Raw genomic sequence first — 17,627 nt, forward strand, 5'->3', positions numbered from 1 at the left:
ATCTCTTTGCTCGCACCTTCTCTTAAGAAGGGCGCTTCCGCGCCCTTCTATATTAATTACCCTTCCTGATTTTCCCCGGCTACCGGTTCGGCGCCGGCGACGGGTTCAATCTCGATGCGATCTACGCGCTGCAAACCGCGGGGCAGCTTGGCGCCGCGGCGGCCGCGTTCGCCGCGGTAGTAGTCAAGATCTGACGGTTTCAGGGTCAGCTTGCGCTTGCCGGCAAACAGGGTGACCGACTGGCCCTGCGGGATAACGGCGGCCATCACCACAAACTCCTCCCGCGCCTTCACCCGTGCCGAGGGGATGCTGATGAGCTTGTTGCCCTTGCCTTTGCCGAGCACCGGCAGGGTATTGAGCGGGAACAGCAGCATGCGCCCCTCGTTGGAGATGGCCATGCAGAGATCGGTCTCCGGCGCGCCTATCTTCTGGGGTGCCATGACGATGCCCCCTTCCGGTACGGTGAGCAGCGCCTTGCCGTTCTTGTTCTTGCCAATGAGGTCGTCATATTTGCAGACGAAGCCGTAGCCGGCGTCGCTCGCGATCAGGTACGGCTCGCCTTCGTTGCCCATCACCAGATGGCGCACCTCTTCACCAGCGCCCAGCGCGAAGCGACCGGTGAGCGGCTCGCCCTGACTGCGGGCAGACGGCAGGGTGTGCGCCTCCAGCGAGTAGGTTCTCCCCAGGGTAGAGAGGAACACCGCCTGCTGGTTGCTGCGGCCATAAGCGTGGGCGAGGTAGTTGTCCCCCGCCTTGTAGGAGAGGCCCTCCACATCCACGTCGTGGCCCTTGGCGGCGCGCACCCAGCCCTTGTCGGAGAGGATCACGGTGACCGGCTCGCTCGGGGTGAGCTCCTTCTCGGTCAGTGCCACGGCAGTGGCGCGCTCCACCAGCGGGGTGCGGCGATCGTCGCCGTACTTCTCGGCATCCGCCAGGATCTCTTTCTTCAGCAGGGTGCTGAGACGGCGCTCGGAACCCAGGATCAGTTCCAGCTTGTCGCGCTCTTCCGCCAGTTCGTTCTGTTCGGCACGCAGCTTGAACTCTTCGAGCTTGGCCAGGTGGCGCAGTTTGAGCTCGAGGATCGCCTCGGCCTGGGTCTCGCTGATGTTAAAGCGCTCCATCATCACCCGGCCCGGCTCTTCCTCGGTGCGGATGATCTCGATCACCTCGTCGATGTTGAGGTAGGCAATGAGCAAACCTTCGAGGATATGCAGGCGGGCCAGCACCTTGTCGAGACGATATTGCAGGCGGCGGCGCACCGTCTCGCGACGAAAACTCAGCCACTCGGTAAGGATGGTCTTGAGGTCTTTCACCTGGGGCCGGTTGTCCAGACCCAGGATGTTGAGGTTGACCCGGTAGTTCTTCTCCAAGTCCGTGGTGGCGAACAGATGGGCCATCAGCCCCTCCACGTCCACCCGGTTGGAGCGCGGTACGATCACCAGACGGGTCGGGTTTTCGTGGTCCGATTCATCGCGCAGATCGGTGACCATGGGCAGCTTCTTGGCCACCATCTGGGCGGCGATCTGCTCCATGATCTTGGCGCCGGAGGCCTGATGGGGCAGCGCAGTGATGACGATGTCGCCATCTTCTTCGCTCCACACCGCCCGCTGCTTGATGGAGCCCTTGCCGGTCTCGTAGATTTTGCGGATGTCATCGCGGGGCGTGATGATCTCGGCATTGGTCGGGTAATCCGGCCCCTGCACATGGGCCATCAGGGCATCCAGGCCGGCATTGGGATTATCCAGCAGTTCCACACAGGCGTGGGCCACTTCCCGCGCGTTGTGGGGCGGGATATCGGTCGCCATGCCTACCGCAATACCGGTCACCCCGTTGAGCAGGATGTGCGGCAAGCGGGCAGGCAACACCACGGGCTCTTTCATGGTGCCGTCGAAGTTCGGCGTCCACTCCACCGTGCCCTGGCCGAGCTCGGAGAGCAGCAGCTCGGAGAAGCGGGACAGGCGCGCCTCGGTATAACGCATGGCGGCGAAGGATTTGGGATCATCCGGCGCCCCCCAGTTGCCCTGACCGTCCACCAGCGGGTAGCGGTAGGAGAAGGGCTGGGCCATCAGCACCATGGCTTCGTAACAGGCGCTGTCGCCGTGGGGGTGGTACTTACCCAGCACGTCACCCACGGTACGGGCGGATTTCTTGTGCTTGGAGAGGGCCGACAGCCCCAGCTCGCTCATGGCGTAGATGATGCGCCGCTGCACGGGCTTGAGGCCGTCACCGATATGCGGCAGGGCCCGATCCATGATGACGTACATGGAGTAGTTCAAGTAAGCCTGTTCGGTAAAGGTGCGCATTGGCTGGCGCTCTACCCCGTCCAGACTGAGCTCTACGAGATCACTCATGTGATTATCTCTTTCGGTTCGGGAGCCGCCACAGGGCGACTCCGGCTAAATGCTTGCCGGCCCCGACAGGGCCGGCCGACGGCTTAGATGATGGCGAGGTTGCCCTTCTCTTCCAGCCACTCACGGCGATCGCTCGCGCGCTTCTTGGCCAGCAGCATGTCCATCAGCTGCAGGGTCTCATCCCCCTCATCCCCTTCGGCGCCCATGGTGAGCTGCACCAGGCGGCGGGTGTTGGGATCCATGGTGGTTTCCCGCAGCTGTTTCGGGTTCATCTCGCCCAGGCCCTTGAATCGGGTCACCATCACCTTGCCCTTCTTCTTCTCGGCTTCCACCCGCTGCAGCACACCGTTCTTCTCGTCCTCGTCGAGGGCGTAGTAGACCTCCTTGCCGATATCGATCCGGTAGAGGGGCGGCATGGCCACATAGACGTGCCCCTTCTCCACCAGCGCGCGGAAGTGTTTCACGAACAGGGCGCAGAGCAGGGTGGCGATGTGCAGACCGTCCGAGTCCGCATCCGCCAGGATGCACACCTTGCCGTAGCGCAGGCCGGAGAGGTCGTCCGAGTCCGGGTCGAGCCCGATGGCCACCGAGATGTCGTGCACTTCTTGCGAGGCAAGCACCTGACCGGCCTCCACCTCCCAGGTATTCAGGATCTTGCCGCGCAGGGGCATGATGGCCTGAAACTCCCGATCCCGCGCCTGCTTGGCACTGCCGCCCGCGGAGTCACCCTCCACCAGGAACAGCTCCCCCTGCATGGGGTCGGCGCAGCCGCAGTCGGTGAGCTTGCCGGGCAGCGCCGGGCCCTGGGTTATCTTCTTGCGCACCACCGTCTTGGCGGCGCGCATCCGGCGCTGAGCGCTGGAGATGCAGAGCTCCGCCAGCTGTTCGGCCAGCTCGGTGTTGCTGTTGAGGTAGAGGCTGAAGGCATCCTTCACCACGCCGGAGACAAACGCCGAACTCTGGCGCGAGGAGAGCCGCTCCTTGGTCTGACCGGCAAACTGCGGATCCTGCATCTTGATGGAGAGGATGTAAGCGCAGCGATCCCAGATGTCTTCCGGGGTGAGCTTGACCCCGCGCGGCAAGAGGTTGCGGAACTCGCAAAACTCGCGCATGGCGTCGAGCAGGCCCTGACGCAGGCCGTTGACGTGGGTACCGCCCTGGGCGGTGGGGATCAGGTTCACATAGGATTCGGCGAGGCATTCGCCCCCTTCCGGCAGCCAGCACAGCGCCCAGTCCACTGCCGACTGATCGGTGCTGAAGGTGCCGACGAAGGGCTGCTCCGGCAGGCAGGTGAACTGCTTGACCGCGTCGACCAGGTAATCCTTGAGGCCGTCTTCATAGCACCACTCAAGCTTGATGCCGGTGTTCTTGTCGAGGAACTTGATGGTCAGGCCCGGGCAGAGCACCGCCTTGGCTTTCAGCAAGTGCTCGAGCTTGGAGACCGAGAAACGGGGCGAATCAAAGTAGTGGGCCTCTGGCCAGAAGCGTACCCGGGTGCCAGTGTTGCGACGGCCGCAGGTGCCGGTGATGGTCAGCTCCTGCACCTTCTCGCCCTTCTCGAAGGCGATGTCATAGACCTGGCCGTCGCGGCGCACCGTCACCTCGACCCGCTCGGAGAGGGCGTTCACTACCGAGATGCCCACCCCGTGCAGACCGCCGGAGAACTGGTAGTTCTTGTTGGAGAACTTGCCGCCCGCGTGCAGCTTGCAGAGGATCAGCTCCACCCCGCACACCCCTTCCTCCGGGTGGATGTCGACCGGCATGCCGCGGCCATCGTCGATCACCTCGAGGGACTGATCTTCATACAGGGTCACCTCCAGGGTACGGGCGTGACCCGCCAGCGCCTCGTCAACGCTGTTGTCGATGACCTCCTGGCCGAGGTGATTGGGCCGGGTGGTGTCGGTATACATGCCGGGGCGGCGACGCACCGGTTCAAGGCCATTGAGGACCTCAATGGCATCCGCATTGTATTGAGTAGACATGGAGGGCCTTGCGAATTGACGTTTGGGGAGAATCTTACTCGTTGGGAGGGTATTGGACAAACCCGGCGGCGGCAAAGCTTGATCCGGACGGGGTAAGTCGCCCCGCCGGCCCGTTCAGCGCGCCTCGGCCGCGACCGGCAGCGCCTGCTGCAACTGGGAGAGGGAGCTGTGCAGCCGCCACACCATGCCGGCAAGCTCCCGCGCCGTCGGCTCCCTGTGGTTGGCCAGGGCCGCGCTGATCCGCTGCAGCTCGGCCAGGGTGCGATCCAGTGAGGCGTGCTGCACCCCCTGCTCGGTAAGGATCCCCTGCAAACAGCGGATGCAGTTGTCGCGCACCAGGTAGAGGGGCTGATCCTCACCGCGCCACTGGCGCAGCTGCCAGACGATGTGGCTGCAGTTGAGCAGCACCACGCCCCAGCGCAGCACCCAGAGGCGGGCGGTCTGATCCTGACTCTGGCTGAGCTGGCTGATGCAGTGGTAGATGCGCGATTCGAACTGACTCTCGCTCTGGCGCGGGGCCGGCTCCAGCTGATCCATGAAGTGGCGGCGCAGGGAGCGGATGAGGCGGCGGCTCTTGCGCCGATCCGAGCTCGGCCGCAGCAGCTGGAACGCCAGTCCGGCGCTCATCACCCCCAGCGCCTGCCCCAGGCTGCCGTTGATGTACTGCAGGTAGTCGTAGCTCGGCGGATTGGTGATGGCGAGAAAGGAGCCAAGCAGCACGATGAGCTGGCCCCACAGCACCGCCTGCCTGGGCTGTTGCTGCTTGAACAGCTGCATGGTGATGAGCACGGGCAGCAGCAGGGCACAGAAGAGCCAGAAGTCGTCGAGGAGGATCATCAGGCCGAACTTGACCGCGAAGCAGATGAGGCTCAGCAGCAGGATCGCCTTGAGCATGGTGTTGGCCCCCTTGGCGGGCGCCGGGGTGGCCGAGTAGAGCACGCAGCAGATGGAGAGCAGGGTCAGCGCAGAGCTGCCCGCATCCCACTGGCTGTGGATCCAGAAGGCGCAGCCCAGCAGCACGCAGAGGAAGGTGCGCCCGCCGTTGTAGGCCGCCTCCAGCGTGTCGGTGTGGCTGGTGAGCGAAGAGTGGCGCGGCGGCGCCGGCCACTCCTGGTCGTCGTAGCGGGCCAACCGATCCAGCCAGCGCTGACACTCCAGATAGCTCCAGCAGAAGTGGCGCAGCCGCCGCCAGAAGGTGTGCAGCCGGTAGTCGCTGGCCGCCGTCGGCACCAAGGGGGCCAGCAGCCGGGCAATGCGGTACTTGTCACAGCCGGGCTGGCCCAGCTCGGCCAGCAGCCGCTCCAGCAGTACCTGCAACCCCTCCGGTTGCGCCGGCCAGTTGTGCAGCATGCGGCACTGACTGGAGATGAGGCTGATGAGCCGCAGCTGGCGGTGCAGCAGGAAGTTGAGCAGCTTGTTGTGGCGGCGCAGCCGGTGGTGGCTCCAGACCGCCTGGATGCGCAGCACGTTCATGGTGAGGATCTGGCCGATCAGCCCCTCGTGGGCGGTGCGCACCTCCGGGCTCGCCTCCCCCAGCCAGAGCAGTTGGGCATGCTCCAGCAGGCGGGCCTGGGTCTTGTGCAGCGACTGCAGCAGGGTCTCGCCATCGGAGGTGCTGGGCAGGATCATCATCAACAGGCCGCCGCAGAGGATGCCGATGATCACCTCGCTCACCCGCGCCTGGGCGATGTCGAAGATGTGCTGCGGATCGGTCACGTTGACGCAGGAGAAGGCGATGATGGCGGCGGTGTAGCCCGCCAGCGCAAAGGCGTAGGAGACGTTGTTCTGATGGTGGTTGGAGATGTAGGTACAGAGCGCCAGCCAGAGCGCGATGAGGAAGCTGAACAGCCAGGGATCGCTGATGCCAAGGCCGGTGATCACCACCGCCGCCATCGCGCCAATCAAGCTGCCCACCACCCTCCCCAGACTCTTGCTGATGACCCCGCCCACGGTGGGAAAACTCACCACGGCGGCTGACGTCATCGCCCAGTAGGGGGAATCCAGCTCCAGCACGAAGGCCAGCCAGAGCGATAGGCACATGGCCAGGCTGTTGCGCAGGGCGTAGCGCCACTGGCCGCCATTGGCCTTGCCCCAGGGGGTCTGGCGCCAGAGCGAGGCGGCCACCTTACTCCCCTATGGTGATGGTGCAGGTGGTGCCTGCGATCAGCGTCAGCCCGGGCGGCACCTCCAGCAGCTTGATCCGCACCGGTACCCGCTGGGCCAGCCGTACCCAGGGCACATTGGGTTTGACGTCCAGCAGCAGGTTGTCGGCCCCCTCCACGCTCTGATCGTGGATGGCACGCCCTATGCTCTCCACCTCGCCACGCAGCCGCTGCTCCCCGCTGTAGAGCACCACCTCGGCCGGTTTGCCCGGCGCTATGTGCCTGAGCTTGGTCTCCTCGAAGTAGCCCTGCACGTAGAAGGAGTGGATGTCCACCAGTGCCACCAGCGGCACGCCGGCGCTGGCATAGTTGCCGACCCGGGTCTGCAGGTTGGTGATGTAACCGTCGCTCGCGGCATGAACCCGGGTCTTGGCCAGCGACCATCTGGCCTGCTCCAGGTTGGCCTGGGCAACTTCATAGGCCGCCCTCATCGCCTGGGCATTGAGACGGGCTTCGTCCACCGCCTCGGCGGAGATGACGCTGCGCGACAGGCCGCTGCGCCGGTTCGCCTCGTGCTCGGCCTTGTCGAGATCCGATTTGGCCTTGGCCAGCGCCGCCTGCGCATTGTCCAGTGCAATTTGGTAGGGCTCGGGATCCAGGGTAAAGATCTCCTCCCCCGCCTTGACCAGCTGGTTGTCCTTCACCGCTATCTTGATGATCTTGCCCGACACCTCGGGGGTAATGCTGACCAGCTCGGCCCGCACCTTGCCATCCCGGGTCCAGGGCCCCTGCATGTAGTAGTTCCACAACCACCAGCCCGCCGCCAGCGCCAGCGCGCAGACCAGCAGGGTGGAGAAGTATTTGAGGGTCGCGAGGGGAGATTTAGCCATGTAGCAGTATCCATAAGGCGCCGCTGACGGCGAGGATAAACAGGGAGAGATCCATCAGCAGGGGATGCCAGACATCCCCGCCGTAGAGCCAGTCACGCAGCAGGTGGTGCACCGGCAGCCAGCCCAGCAGGCCGAGCAGAACCGCCTTGAACAGAGGCGGAAAGTAGAGAGAGGCGCCCAGGATCAGATCCGGCAGGGCTGACGTTGTCACAAGCGGGCTCCCTGTTGGCAAGCGAGATTAAAAGGACTCACAACCCGCCTTGCGGCGGGTCTGGCAAGATTATCACAGCCCCGCAGGGCGCTACAGAAGCAGATGAGCCCCTCCCGGTCAGACCAGCCGATCCGCCGGATGGTTGATGCCGTCGCGCGTCGGCACCTCGCCCAGCTCGAACGGATTGACCCCTTCGAGGCAAGCAAGGTTGTAACCATACTGGGCCGGACTGGAGCGACGCTGATGGTGGGTGTAAATGCCGCAGATGCTGCAGAAGTAATGTTTGGCGGTGCGGGTATTGAACTGGTAGCAGCGCAGCGCCTCCTCCCCCTGCAGGATGCGGATGCCGGAGAGCGGCACCGAGGCGACAATGGCGCCCCGGCGCCGGCAGAGGGAACAGTCACAGCGGCGCGGATCCACCACGCCGTCCGGCAGACTGAGCTCCAGCACCACGGCACCGCAGTGGCAGCTGGCCTTGTGTTTCTCCTGAATGGGGGTATTGCCGATGCGCTTGATCATGCTGCCTCCTTGCAGACGGGTTCAGGTTCCGAGCCAATCAATCGAACAGGGTATCTCGCCGCCCCTGCAGCACATGGTCATAAAGGGTGCGCAGCTGGGACGCCACCACCCGATGGCGGGAGAGCGGGGGCAAGTCATCGATGGGGAAGTACCCCGCCCCTTTGGTTTCATCGGTTTCGGTGAGCAGAGCGCCGCCAGTTACCTCACACAGGAAGAACGCCTTGTGAGCGTGGGGCAACTGGGGCGGATGGGGGTGCTTGAGCTTGTCGAACAACGCCAGCAGCTGCACAGGCCGACATTCGAGGCCGGTCTCCTCCACCACTTCGCGCACCACGGCCCCCGCCGGCGAGTCACCGATGTCGCACCAGCCGCCGGGCAGCGTCCAGCAGCCGTCGCTGCGCTCCTGCACCAGCAGGATATGACCGTCATCGTTTTGAATGAAGGCCCGCACATCCAACTTGGGGGTGGGATAACCGCTATCGAGGGCGATCCAGTCGCCGATGGCTTCCGGTGCCAGCTCGCTCTGGCTGGCAATGAGCGCTACCGTGGCCGCTCGCAGCGCCTCGAAGCGGCCAATATCGAAGGGATCCTTGGAGTAGGTGAGGCCCGCTTGCGCCGTGGCCAGCACCTGTTCCAGAAAGGCGACCAACGACGGTTGCATGGCTAGAGCCCGAGGAAACGGACGATCTGGGCGGGGTAGCGTTCGAACGCCACGAAGGCGTGATCGCCGCCGCACTCCAGCGAGAGGCGGGCAAAGCGGTATTCGTCCAGCGCCTTGCGATAGTCGAGCACCTCGTCCTCCTGCTGTTGCAGTACCCAGAGCCGCTCGGGGGCGCTCACCGGGACCGCCAGCGCCCGCAGCTCATCCATGTGTTCAGGCAGCAGTTGATACTGCTCCCCCGTGTAGGGGTTGGTCTGGGGGCCGAGGTAGTCGCAGAGCAGCTCGTGCGGGCGCACCGCCGGGTTGATCAGGGCGGCGCGACAGCCGTATCGCTCGCTGACCCGGGTCGCCATAAAGCCGCCGAGGGAGCTGCCCACGGCGCCAAGTTTGAATTCGTTGCCATAATGGCTCTGCAGATCGGCAATGGTCTGCTCGATGGCCGCCCAGGCCGCCGCCGGGGTGTTGGGCTGGGCCGGGATCACCACCTCGATATCAGGCCTGTGCTCGGCCACCCAGGCCGCCATCTGCTGTGCCTTGGCGGAGCCCGGCGAGGAATTGAAACCGTGCAGGTAGAGGAGTACGGGCTTCATCGCGACTCCTCAATAACCGGTGGCATCGGGGTCGGGCACGAACTGCCCCACCGGCAGGCGCCACACCTGGCTGGCGATGCGGCCATCCGGGTAGAGGGTGAGGTAGCGCCAGCCAGGGCCGGACTCGTCCAGCGCGAAGCCATCGGAGAGCGGTTTAAACTGGATGCAGGTGGAGGGGCTGGCGATCAGCCGCACCCCGCGGTGCACCTCGTCAAACTCCTGGTGGACGTGGCCAAACAGGATTGTCTTCTGCTGCGGGTGGCGAGCCAGCACGGCAAACAGGTCGTCGGCATTCTTGAGATTGTGCTGATCGAGCCAGGCGCAACCCACCGGCACCGCCTGGTGGTGCAGGGCGATCAGGGCATGGCGCTCGGGATGCTGGCGCAACGCCTGATCCAGCGCCGCCAGCTGGTGATCCCCCAGCACCCCGTGGGGTTTGCCGCGCACCTGGGTATCCAGCAGGATCACCTGCCAGTGCTCACCCACCAGCTGCTTGGCCTCGCTGATGCCGGCCGCATGCAGGTATTCGGTCATCAGAGGGCCGTCGTCGTGGTTGCCGGGCAGCCAGTAGATGGGACGCGCCAGCGGCGCCATCATGGAGGCGAAGCGCTGGTAGGACTCCGGACTGTGATCCTGGGAGAGATCCCCGGTGGCGAGGATCAGATCGAACGGATGGTCATTGGCCTGCACCCGTTCCAGCACGGCAGCCAGGCTCTCGGCAGTGCGCACGGCCAATAGCCGCCCCTCGGCACTCGCGAAGAGGTGGGTGTCGGTAATTTGCAACAGGCGCACACTGCCGTCCTGCGCCTGGGGTAGCTCTGTTTCCAAAATCACGCTTCTTTTTATGAGTTCAACTAGAGGATGTTTATCAGGCTGGTACCATGTCTGAGACAAAATTTTAGCCAATCGGCCAGAAACAGGTTTACCTGCTCCTTTTCATCCCGCTGGTGCATATTTTTATTGGGATAATCATAACGTGGTTGCAACCTTGAAATCTGTTGCGCCGCACACACTTCCGCCATCCGCACGTCATGGTACAAACGAATCTCTATTCGGGCCTGCAAATAACTCGGCAATTCCGGGTTGTGCTGGGCCAGGATCACCTGGCTGGTGAAGCGGCTCTCCTCGCTCACCGTGAGCTGAAACTGCAGGCCGTTGCCCACCTGATAACGACGTTCCGCCCCCACACTGCCGCCCGGGGGCAGCAGCTTCATCAGGGTCATGTAGTTCACCTCGCAGGTACGCTGCAAGGACATCAAATCAGGCACATAGCGCTTGGCCTGGGTATGAACGAGCGCCACCTCAGCGCCCCGCCAGCCAGCGGGCACGCAGCTCGCCGTGGTTGAGGGCCAGCCATTGCAGCGCGATGACGGAGGCGGCGTTGTCGATGCGCCCCTCTTTGAGCCAGGCATAGGCCTGCTCGCGGCTCACCACGTGGACCCGGATGTCTTCCCCCTCTTCCGCCAGACCGTGGATCCCCTCGGCCTTGCTGGCATCCACTTCGCCCACATAGACTTCGATCCGTTCGGTGCTGCCACCCGGGCTCACCAGATAGCTGATGGCGTGTTCGCAGCGGCCGACCTCGATGCCCGCCTCTTCCACCGCTTCGCGCCGCACCACGGCCTCGGCGGTCTCCCCTTCATCTATGATGCCGGCCACCAGCTCCAGCAACCAGGGGGTGGCGCTGGTCTCGATGGCGCCGATGCGAAACTGCTCCACCAGCACTATCTGATCGCGCACCGGGTCATAGGGCAACAGGGCGGCGGCATGACCACGCTCGAACAGCTCGCGGACGATGGGCTCGTTCCAGCCTCCCGCAAACAACTTGTGCTGCAGGCGATAGATGTTCACCTTGAAGAAGCCGTTATATCCCGATGATTTATCGATGATTTTTACGTCATCGGCAGAGTAGTGACGGGTTTGGGGCAAGGCTTGCTGCGACATACGAGACTCCCACCAGCTTGACTTGGCTCGGTTAGACCATAAAATCCGGGAACATGAATGAACATTCATTCACTCGCTCCCGTCGGAGAAGAGGGATGGATTTTAGCAGCCACAGGGCATTTGGCTAGGCGCGAGGGGGAGAAAACTCCCCCTCGTCCTTGACGTTCCTGTCGCTGGAAAAGAGACAGTTAGCATAAAATTTTGCTTATAGTAGAGTGATTAAGCTGAAATCAAGCTTGCTCAATGACAATACCCTCCTTCATCCAGCGACAGCTTTGGGTTAATACATAAGGTTAAAACGATCTATGAAAAGAACACTCTTGTCAGCCATGGTGTTGTTGGGCGTCAGCGCCGGCGCCCATGCCGAAAACCTGCTCGATATCTACCAACAGGCCCAGATCAAGGATACCCAGCTGCTGGAATCCAAAGCCAAGCGCGACCAGGCCTTCGAGAAGATCAACGAGTCCCGCGCAGCCCTCTTGCCACAGATCAACCTGGGTGCCGGGCTGAACTACCTGCAGAACAAGGGTGACACCCAGACCAACAGCAACGCCACCGGTTCCCTGTCGCTGGATCAATCCATCTACCGCCGCAGCAACTGGGTCAACCTGAGCCTGACCGAGAAGAGCGCCACCCAGTCCGACGTGGCCTACAACCTCGAGATCCAGAACCTGATGCTGCGTACCGCCCAGGCCTATTTCGACGTGCTCAAGGCGATGGACACCCTGGAGTTCGTGCGCGCCAACAAGGCCGCGGTGGAACGCCAGCTGGAACAGACCCAGCAGCGCTTCGAAGTGGGCCTGACCGCCATCACCGACGTGCACGAAGCAGAGGCCGAGCGTGACCAGGCGCTGGCGGACGAGATCAACGCCGAGAACACCCTGGACAACAGCTACGAGAGCCTGCGCGAGCTGACCGGCATCGACCACCGTCAGCTGGACGTGCTCAACACAGATCGCTTCAGCCCGCAGAAGACCCCGTTCAACTCCGACAAGTGGCTGGAGCTGGCACTGGACAAGAACCTGCAACTGCACAGCGCCCGCATCGGCAAGGACATCGCCAAGGAGCAGATCGATCTGGCCAAGACCGGTCATGAGCCGACCCTGGATCTGGGTGCCGGCCTCTCCAGCACCTACAGCGACTACAAGGACGAGATCCGCAACCCGGAGAGCAACGCCAATCAGGCCAACATCGGTCTGAACTTCAAGCTGCCGCTCTACACCGGCGGGGCGACCACCTCCCAGGTCAAGCAGTCCCAGTTCAACTACGTGGCCGCCAGCGAGCAGCTGGAGCGCAGCTTCCGCAACGTGCAGAGCACGGTGCGCTCCTCCTACAACAACGTAAACGCCAGCATCGGCTCGGTGCGCGCCTACGGCCAGTCCGTCATCTCCGCCGACAGCGCCCTGAAGGCGACCGAAGCGGGCTACGAGGTCGGCACCCGCACCATAGTCGACGTGCTGGACTCCACCCGCAAGCTGTACCAGGCCAAGCAGAAGCTCTCCGAAGCCCGCTACAACTACATCCTGAGCATCCTCTCCCTCAAGCAGGCCGCCGGCACGCTGGAACAGAAGGATCTGGAAGACGTAAACCAGGGGCTGATGCCCGCCAGCCAGGCCAAGAGCAAATCCTGAGCCGATTGATGGCAGCAAAAAGGCGACCCCAGGGTCGCCTTTTTCATCTCTGGCCTGCGAGATTCGGCGGGTTCGAATCGCCGTCGAGCGCCCGCCGCAGAGCATAAAAAAACCCGGCCTTGGCCGGGTTTTCGCTTATCCGCGTTCGCGGATGGTCTTGATGATGTCGGTGGTGGAGCAACCATCCTCGAAGTTGAGAACCCGCACCTCGCCGCCATTGGCGGTCACCTCGGCGTAGCCGGCAATCTCTTCCGGCTTGTAGTCGCCGCCCTTGACCAGCAGGTCCGGCAGCACCTCGGCGATGAGCCGCTGCGGGGTATCCTCGGAGAAGGGCACCACCCAGTCCACGGCGCCCAGTGCGGCCAGCACGGCCATCCGGCGCTCGGTCGGATTGACCGGACGACCCGGCCCCTTGAGACGGCGCACCGACTCGTCGGTGTTGACCGCCACGATCAGGCGATCCCCCAGCTTGCCGGCATTGGCCAGGTAGGAGACGTGACCGGCGTGCAGAATGTCGAAACAGCCGTTGGTCATCACGACCTTCTCGCCACGCAGACGGGCGGCCTGCACGGCAATCTTGAGCTGGGCTTCGGACATGACGCCAAAACCGGTCTCCTGCTCGGTATAGAGCGCATTGGCGAGCTCCACCGGGCTGACGGTGGAGGTCCCCAGCTTGCCGACCACGATGCCGGCGGCGGTGTTGGCCAGGGCACAGGCCTCGTCCAGGCTCTTGCCGGCGGCCAGCGAGGTGGCCAGGGTGGAGATGACGGTATCACCGGCACCGGTCACGTCATACACCTCGTGGGCCTGGGCCGGCAGGTGCAGCTCGGGCTGACCTTCGCGGATCAGGGTCATGCCGTTTTCGGAACGGGTGACCAGCAGGGCTTCCAGATCGAAGCGCTTGACCAGCTCCAGCCCCTTGGCAACCAGCTCCTCTTCGCTCTTCACCTTGCCCACCACGGCCTCGAACTCGGACATGTTGGGGGTCAGCAGGGTGGCACCACGGTACTTCTCGAAATCGGTTCCCTTGGGATCGACCAGCACAGGGATGCCGGCGGCGCGGGCACGCTGGATCATGCCGGGCACATCGTTGAGGGCGCCCTTGCCGTAGTCGGAGAGGATCATCACGTCGCTGTTCGGCAACGCCTGCTCGACCTTGCCCATCAGCAGAGTGGCATCCACATCGTGGAAGGCCTCTTCGAAATCGAGACGCAGCAGCTGCTGGTTGCGCGACAACACCCGCAGCTTGGTGATGGTCGGATAGTCGGCCAGACGAACGAAATCACAGGCGACCTTGACGCCGGCCATCTGGCCAGCCAGGGCATCGGCAGCCTCATCCTGACCGGTCAGGCCCAGCAGCACGGCGTGAGCCCCCAGGGCGGCGGAGTTGAGCGCCACGTTGGCGGCGCCACCCGGGCGCTCCTCAATGTGTTCGACCTTGACCACGGGCACCGGTGCCTCGGGCGAGATCCGGCCGGTGGGGCCATGCCAATAACGGTCCAACATGACATCGCCAACGACCAGAATGCGGGCTTTTTCAAACTCGGGCAGGGTGATCTTCATCTGTATCGACTCTCAAAACCTGAAAAATCAGCCGCCGATTTTATCACACTCTTTTATTGGGTGTGAAAAAAGCGCAAGGGCGCCGCTTGGTGCGTTTCAGCTCTGACCAGGGCAGAGGCCATTCGCACCCGGACCCGCTTTTCGGCTAGAATCCCCCGATTGCGAGTAAAAAGATCCGCTCTGGATATCCACGTGCCTTTATCGCCTCCCCTTATCCGGCCGGGGTTTCCCTGCCCATGGCGATTGCGAACAAGAGACTTTTCATGGCCCACGACAATGCTCCCCGTCTAGACCCCCGCCTGTTTCATCCCCGTTACTGGGCCAGCTGGTTCGGCCTCAGCCTGCTCTGGCTGCTGGTGCTGCTGCCCTGGCGCAGCCAGATGTGGCTGGGTCGCCAGCTCGGCAACCTGGCCCGCAAGGTGTTGAAATCCCGCGTCAGGATTGCCCGCCGCAATCTGGAGCTGGCGATGCCGGAACTTAGCCGGGATCAGCGCGAGACGCTGCTCAAGCAGAATTTCGAGAGCGTGGGCTGCGCCATCTTCGAGGTGGGCATTGCCTGGTTCTGGCCAGACTGGCGGATGCGCAACCTGATGAAGGTGGAAGGGGAAGAGCACGTCATCGCCGCCATGGAGAAGGGCCAGGGCATGCTGCTGCTCTCCTGCCATTTCCTCACGCTGGAGCTCAACGCCCGCTGTTTCGGCCTGGTGCGACCCGGGGTCGGCGTCTATCGCCCCAACACCAATCCGGTGCTGGAGTATGCCCAGTACCACGGCCGCTGCGCCTCCAACAAGTACCTGGTGGACCGGATGGACGTGAAGGGAATGATCAAGGCACTGCGCAACGGCGATGCGCTCTGGTACGCGCCGGATCACGACTACGGCAGCCATGCCAGCGTGTTCGTGCCCTACTTCGCGGTGGAACAGGCCGCCACCATCACAGGCACCGCCACCCTGGCGCGGGTGAAGAACACAGTCACCCTGCCCTGCTACAACATCCGCACCAGCGAGGGTTACACCCTGCATATCGGGGCGCCGCTCGCCGACTACCCAAGCGGCGACGACCTGGCCGATGCGGCCCGAGCCAACCGCGAGATCGAGGCCGCCGTGCGCAAGGCGCCGGAGCAGTACATGTGGTTGCACCGCCGCTTCAAGACCAGACCCAACCCGGAAGATGCGGGCTATTACTGAGTCAGAAAAGAGTGAAAAAGCCGCCGAAAGGCGGTTTTTTCTGGCCTGTTGTCGGTAAAGGGTTTTCATTCGTGGCTGAATATTTTATTAATGGCCCTGCCGAGCGGTGGGCCCAGGCCCGCCTGCAGTACCAATAACGAAGGGAAGCGAACATGAAAGCCACTCTTTTGCTGGGCGCCCTGTGCGCATTGACCGGCTGCAGCCAGCAGAGCCACACCGTCCACCTGACCTCCCTCCCCTTAAGCGATCTGAAGGAAGTGAACGCCCAGTGGAGCCCGCTCACCCGGATGGAGTCCCGCTACCCCAGAGAGGCCATCCTGGCGGAGCAGACCGGCTGCAGCTCCCTCGAGTACGTGATCAGCCCGGCAGGGCGGGCCGAGCAGATCCGGGTGCTGGAGAGCAGCGACCCACAGTTCAGCGATGCCGCCATCGCCGTACTGCAGCAGTGGCAATGGCAGGCCACCGCCGCCAACCCGCAGCACACTCCGGTCAAATCCCGCACCCGCTTCGAATTCTGCATCGAGCACAACGGCCAGCCCTGCGACACCAGTGCACTGGAACAGCGCTGTCAGGGGGAAGACGTGGTGCGCAGCACCGGGCTGGTCTACACCCAGGTCTGATCCGGCCCCGATTGCCGGCCGGCGACGCGCCCATCGCCAACCAAAGAAAAAGGTGAGCCAGGCTCACCTTTTTTGCATTGCAGGCGCGACACCGCTCGGCTGATCACCCTTGCCGGTGCAGCCAGGCAGCGATGGCCAACTGCAGGACCACGTAATCGGCCTGCAGAAACAGCGCCGGCAACGCCTGCTGCCAGTCGGCCTGCCCGGCGACCAAGGCCAGCCGCTGCCCGAGCCGGGTCAGGCTGTCGAGCCAGGCCGGGGTCGGCAACAGGTCGGCCGCCTCGGCAATCAGGTTCATCCCCAGGCGCATCTGCTGCAACGCCAACGTCTGCTGCGCGGCGTCCGTCTGCTCCAGCCAGTATTGTTCATGGTGCTGCCAGTGCTGCAGACCCAGGGTGATGCGTGCTACAGCGCTCAGCTCGGTGACCTCAGGCAGGGACTGCAGGGCCAGCGGCTTGCCAAGCCCCGCCAGCCGATACCCGCGCTGGGCCTTGGACTGAGCCCCGAGGCGCAGACCGCCGAGCCCCGCCAACTGCTCTGCCAAGCCAAACAGGGCGCTCGCCTCGCCGGATTTGAGCTCCAGCTCCAGCTCGTCGATGGGGCTCTTGCCGAGCACGCCGACGATCTCCCCCTGATCCCAGGCCAACTCGATTTCAGCCCCCTCGAAGGCGATCAGCCAGTGGTGGCGCAGAAAGTCGGTGCGAAACTGGGCCACCAGCTCGCCCTGGATCCCGTCGCGCACCGCCAGGCTTGGCCAGATGGCATCGGGGAAGGCGGCCAAGGCAGGCAGATCGCCCTCGACAGGCGCATTGTATTCGGGTCTGGCATGCAATCCGCCCACCACCTGACCCCGACATTTAATCGTCTGTTCGGCAAAATCATCGCTGCGACGAATTCGCAATCCCATTTCCAGTCGGCGTAAATCCAGCGCGGGCGTATCAAAATAGACATTGCCGAGCTCGGCTTGGGAGCTGGATATAATTTCCAGTGAATTCAGAAGGTTGAAAAAAGGCTGTCGAATATCTCGGGAGACAAAAAACTTCCTGATTACCCATGACCCTCAGCCAGCTTCAAGAGCCGATATGGCATCGGAGGGCTTGCCACGACTGCATGCCCCAATTCAACCAACATGCTTTTGAGGTCAAAACGATGATTAAACCGGAAGCAGTATTCAGCAAGATGTCTCGGTAAATGCTTCGCTCCGAGCGTATGGCAACTGCCCCGCAGCGAGTTCTTCACATTCCCTATCATCGTGTTTACCCAGTTGAATGCCGGATGATCCAGCAAGTCAAGGTTGCCCCCGGTGACAACACCCAGGTGCTCACAATTGGCCTCCTTCACCGCCCTGAAACAGGCCAATCCATCGGATATCACCG

The 17,627-nt window shown here is 63.3% G+C and carries 17 protein-coding genes; 3 read left to right on the top strand and 14 right to left on the bottom strand.

Annotated features, from left to right (window positions below):
- Positions 1 to 56: 56 nt before the first annotated feature.
- The 11 genes from parC to nudF all read right to left on the bottom strand — a co-directional run bounded on the left by parC (position 57) and on the right by nudF (position 11,250).
- On the bottom strand, positions 57 to 2,351 hold the full coding sequence (gene parC, locus CAK78_RS21975; protein WP_094698704.1) for a DNA topoisomerase IV subunit A: 2,295 nt from the start codon (positions 2,349 to 2,351) through the stop codon (positions 57 to 59).
- 83 nt (positions 2,352 to 2,434) lie between these two features.
- Positions 2,435 to 4,333 (bottom strand): DNA topoisomerase IV subunit B, encoded by a 1,899-nt coding sequence (parE, locus tag CAK78_RS21980; RefSeq protein ID WP_094698705.1) that lies wholly within the window; start codon positions 4,331 to 4,333, stop codon positions 2,435 to 2,437.
- 114 nt (positions 4,334 to 4,447) lie between these two features.
- Positions 4,448 to 6,457, bottom strand: a complete 2,010-nt coding sequence (locus tag CAK78_RS21985) for an FUSC family protein (protein ID WP_094698706.1) — start codon at positions 6,455 to 6,457, stop codon at positions 4,448 to 4,450.
- A 1-nt stretch (position 6,458) separates the two neighbouring features.
- Entirely contained in the window at positions 6,459 to 7,325 is an 867-nt protein-coding gene (locus CAK78_RS21990; RefSeq protein ID WP_094698707.1) for an efflux RND transporter periplasmic adaptor subunit, read from the bottom strand.
- A complete protein-coding gene (locus tag CAK78_RS21995) occupies positions 7,318 to 7,536 on the bottom strand; it encodes a DUF1656 domain-containing protein (protein ID WP_005305321.1) in 219 nt (72 codons plus the stop codon). The genes CAK78_RS21990 and CAK78_RS21995 overlap by 8 nt, the downstream gene beginning before the upstream one ends.
- Positions 7,537 to 7,653: 117 nt before the next feature.
- Entirely contained in the window at positions 7,654 to 8,055 is a 402-nt protein-coding gene (locus CAK78_RS22000; protein ID WP_094698708.1) for a GFA family protein, read from the bottom strand.
- A 37-nt stretch (positions 8,056 to 8,092) separates the two neighbouring features.
- Complete coding sequence (locus CAK78_RS22005) at positions 8,093 to 8,716, bottom strand: NUDIX hydrolase (RefSeq protein WP_094698709.1); 624 nt, start codon at positions 8,714 to 8,716, stop codon at positions 8,093 to 8,095.
- Positions 8,717 to 8,718: 2 nt separating this feature from the next.
- Positions 8,719 to 9,306 (bottom strand): YqiA/YcfP family alpha/beta fold hydrolase, encoded by a 588-nt coding sequence (locus tag CAK78_RS22010; protein WP_094698710.1) that lies wholly within the window; start codon positions 9,304 to 9,306, stop codon positions 8,719 to 8,721.
- Positions 9,307 to 9,315: 9 nt separating this feature from the next.
- The gene (gene cpdA, locus CAK78_RS22015; protein WP_017778369.1) at positions 9,316 to 10,134 is read right to left on the bottom strand and encodes a 3',5'-cyclic-AMP phosphodiesterase; all 819 of its coding nucleotides are present in this window, start codon (positions 10,132 to 10,134) and stop codon (positions 9,316 to 9,318) included.
- Between the two features lie 26 nt (positions 10,135 to 10,160).
- On the bottom strand, positions 10,161 to 10,562 hold the full coding sequence (locus CAK78_RS22020; RefSeq protein WP_198426826.1) for a DUF1249 domain-containing protein: 402 nt from the start codon (positions 10,560 to 10,562) through the stop codon (positions 10,161 to 10,163).
- 46 nt (positions 10,563 to 10,608) lie between these two features.
- On the bottom strand, positions 10,609 to 11,250 hold the full coding sequence (gene nudF, locus CAK78_RS22025) for an ADP-ribose diphosphatase (RefSeq protein WP_176452893.1): 642 nt from the start codon (positions 11,248 to 11,250) through the stop codon (positions 10,609 to 10,611).
- Positions 11,251 to 11,555: 305 nt separating this feature from the next.
- On the opposite strand from nudF, the gene tolC reads away from it, so the two are divergent.
- On the top strand, positions 11,556 to 12,881 hold the full coding sequence (gene tolC / locus CAK78_RS22030) for an outer membrane channel protein TolC (RefSeq protein ID WP_094698712.1): 1,326 nt from the start codon (positions 11,556 to 11,558) through the stop codon (positions 12,879 to 12,881).
- 135 nt (positions 12,882 to 13,016) lie between these two features.
- Here tolC and hldE read toward each other — a convergent pair whose 3' ends face one another.
- On the bottom strand, positions 13,017 to 14,444 hold the full coding sequence (gene hldE / locus CAK78_RS22035; RefSeq protein WP_094698713.1) for a bifunctional D-glycero-beta-D-manno-heptose-7-phosphate kinase/D-glycero-beta-D-manno-heptose 1-phosphate adenylyltransferase HldE: 1,428 nt from the start codon (positions 14,442 to 14,444) through the stop codon (positions 13,017 to 13,019).
- A 263-nt stretch (positions 14,445 to 14,707) separates the two neighbouring features.
- Between hldE and lpxL the strand changes: the two genes are divergently transcribed.
- Positions 14,708 to 15,631 carry an LpxL/LpxP family Kdo(2)-lipid IV(A) lauroyl/palmitoleoyl acyltransferase gene (lpxL, locus tag CAK78_RS22040; protein WP_094698714.1) on the top strand — a complete coding sequence of 308 codons (924 nt, stop codon included), beginning with the start codon at positions 14,708 to 14,710 and terminating at the stop codon, positions 15,629 to 15,631.
- Positions 15,632 to 15,783: 152 nt separating this feature from the next.
- On the top strand, positions 15,784 to 16,251 hold the full coding sequence (locus tag CAK78_RS22045; RefSeq protein ID WP_065018742.1) for an energy transducer TonB: 468 nt from the start codon (positions 15,784 to 15,786) through the stop codon (positions 16,249 to 16,251).
- Positions 16,252 to 16,354: 103 nt separating this feature from the next.
- Here the strand turns inward: CAK78_RS22045 and CAK78_RS22050 are convergent, their stop codons facing one another.
- Both CAK78_RS22050 and CAK78_RS22055 read right to left on the bottom strand, forming a co-directional pair.
- Complete coding sequence (locus CAK78_RS22050; protein ID WP_094698715.1) at positions 16,355 to 17,299, bottom strand: CYTH domain-containing protein; 945 nt, start codon at positions 17,297 to 17,299, stop codon at positions 16,355 to 16,357.
- Positions 17,299 to 17,627: transposase (locus CAK78_RS22055; RefSeq protein WP_141214113.1), on the bottom strand; the 329-nt coding region annotated here is incomplete at its 5' end. The genes CAK78_RS22055 and CAK78_RS22050, both read right to left, overlap by 1 nt.

Source organism: Aeromonas sp. A35_P, from assembly GCF_002259925.1.
Lineage (GTDB): Bacteria > Pseudomonadota > Gammaproteobacteria > Enterobacterales > Aeromonadaceae > Aeromonas > Aeromonas dhakensis.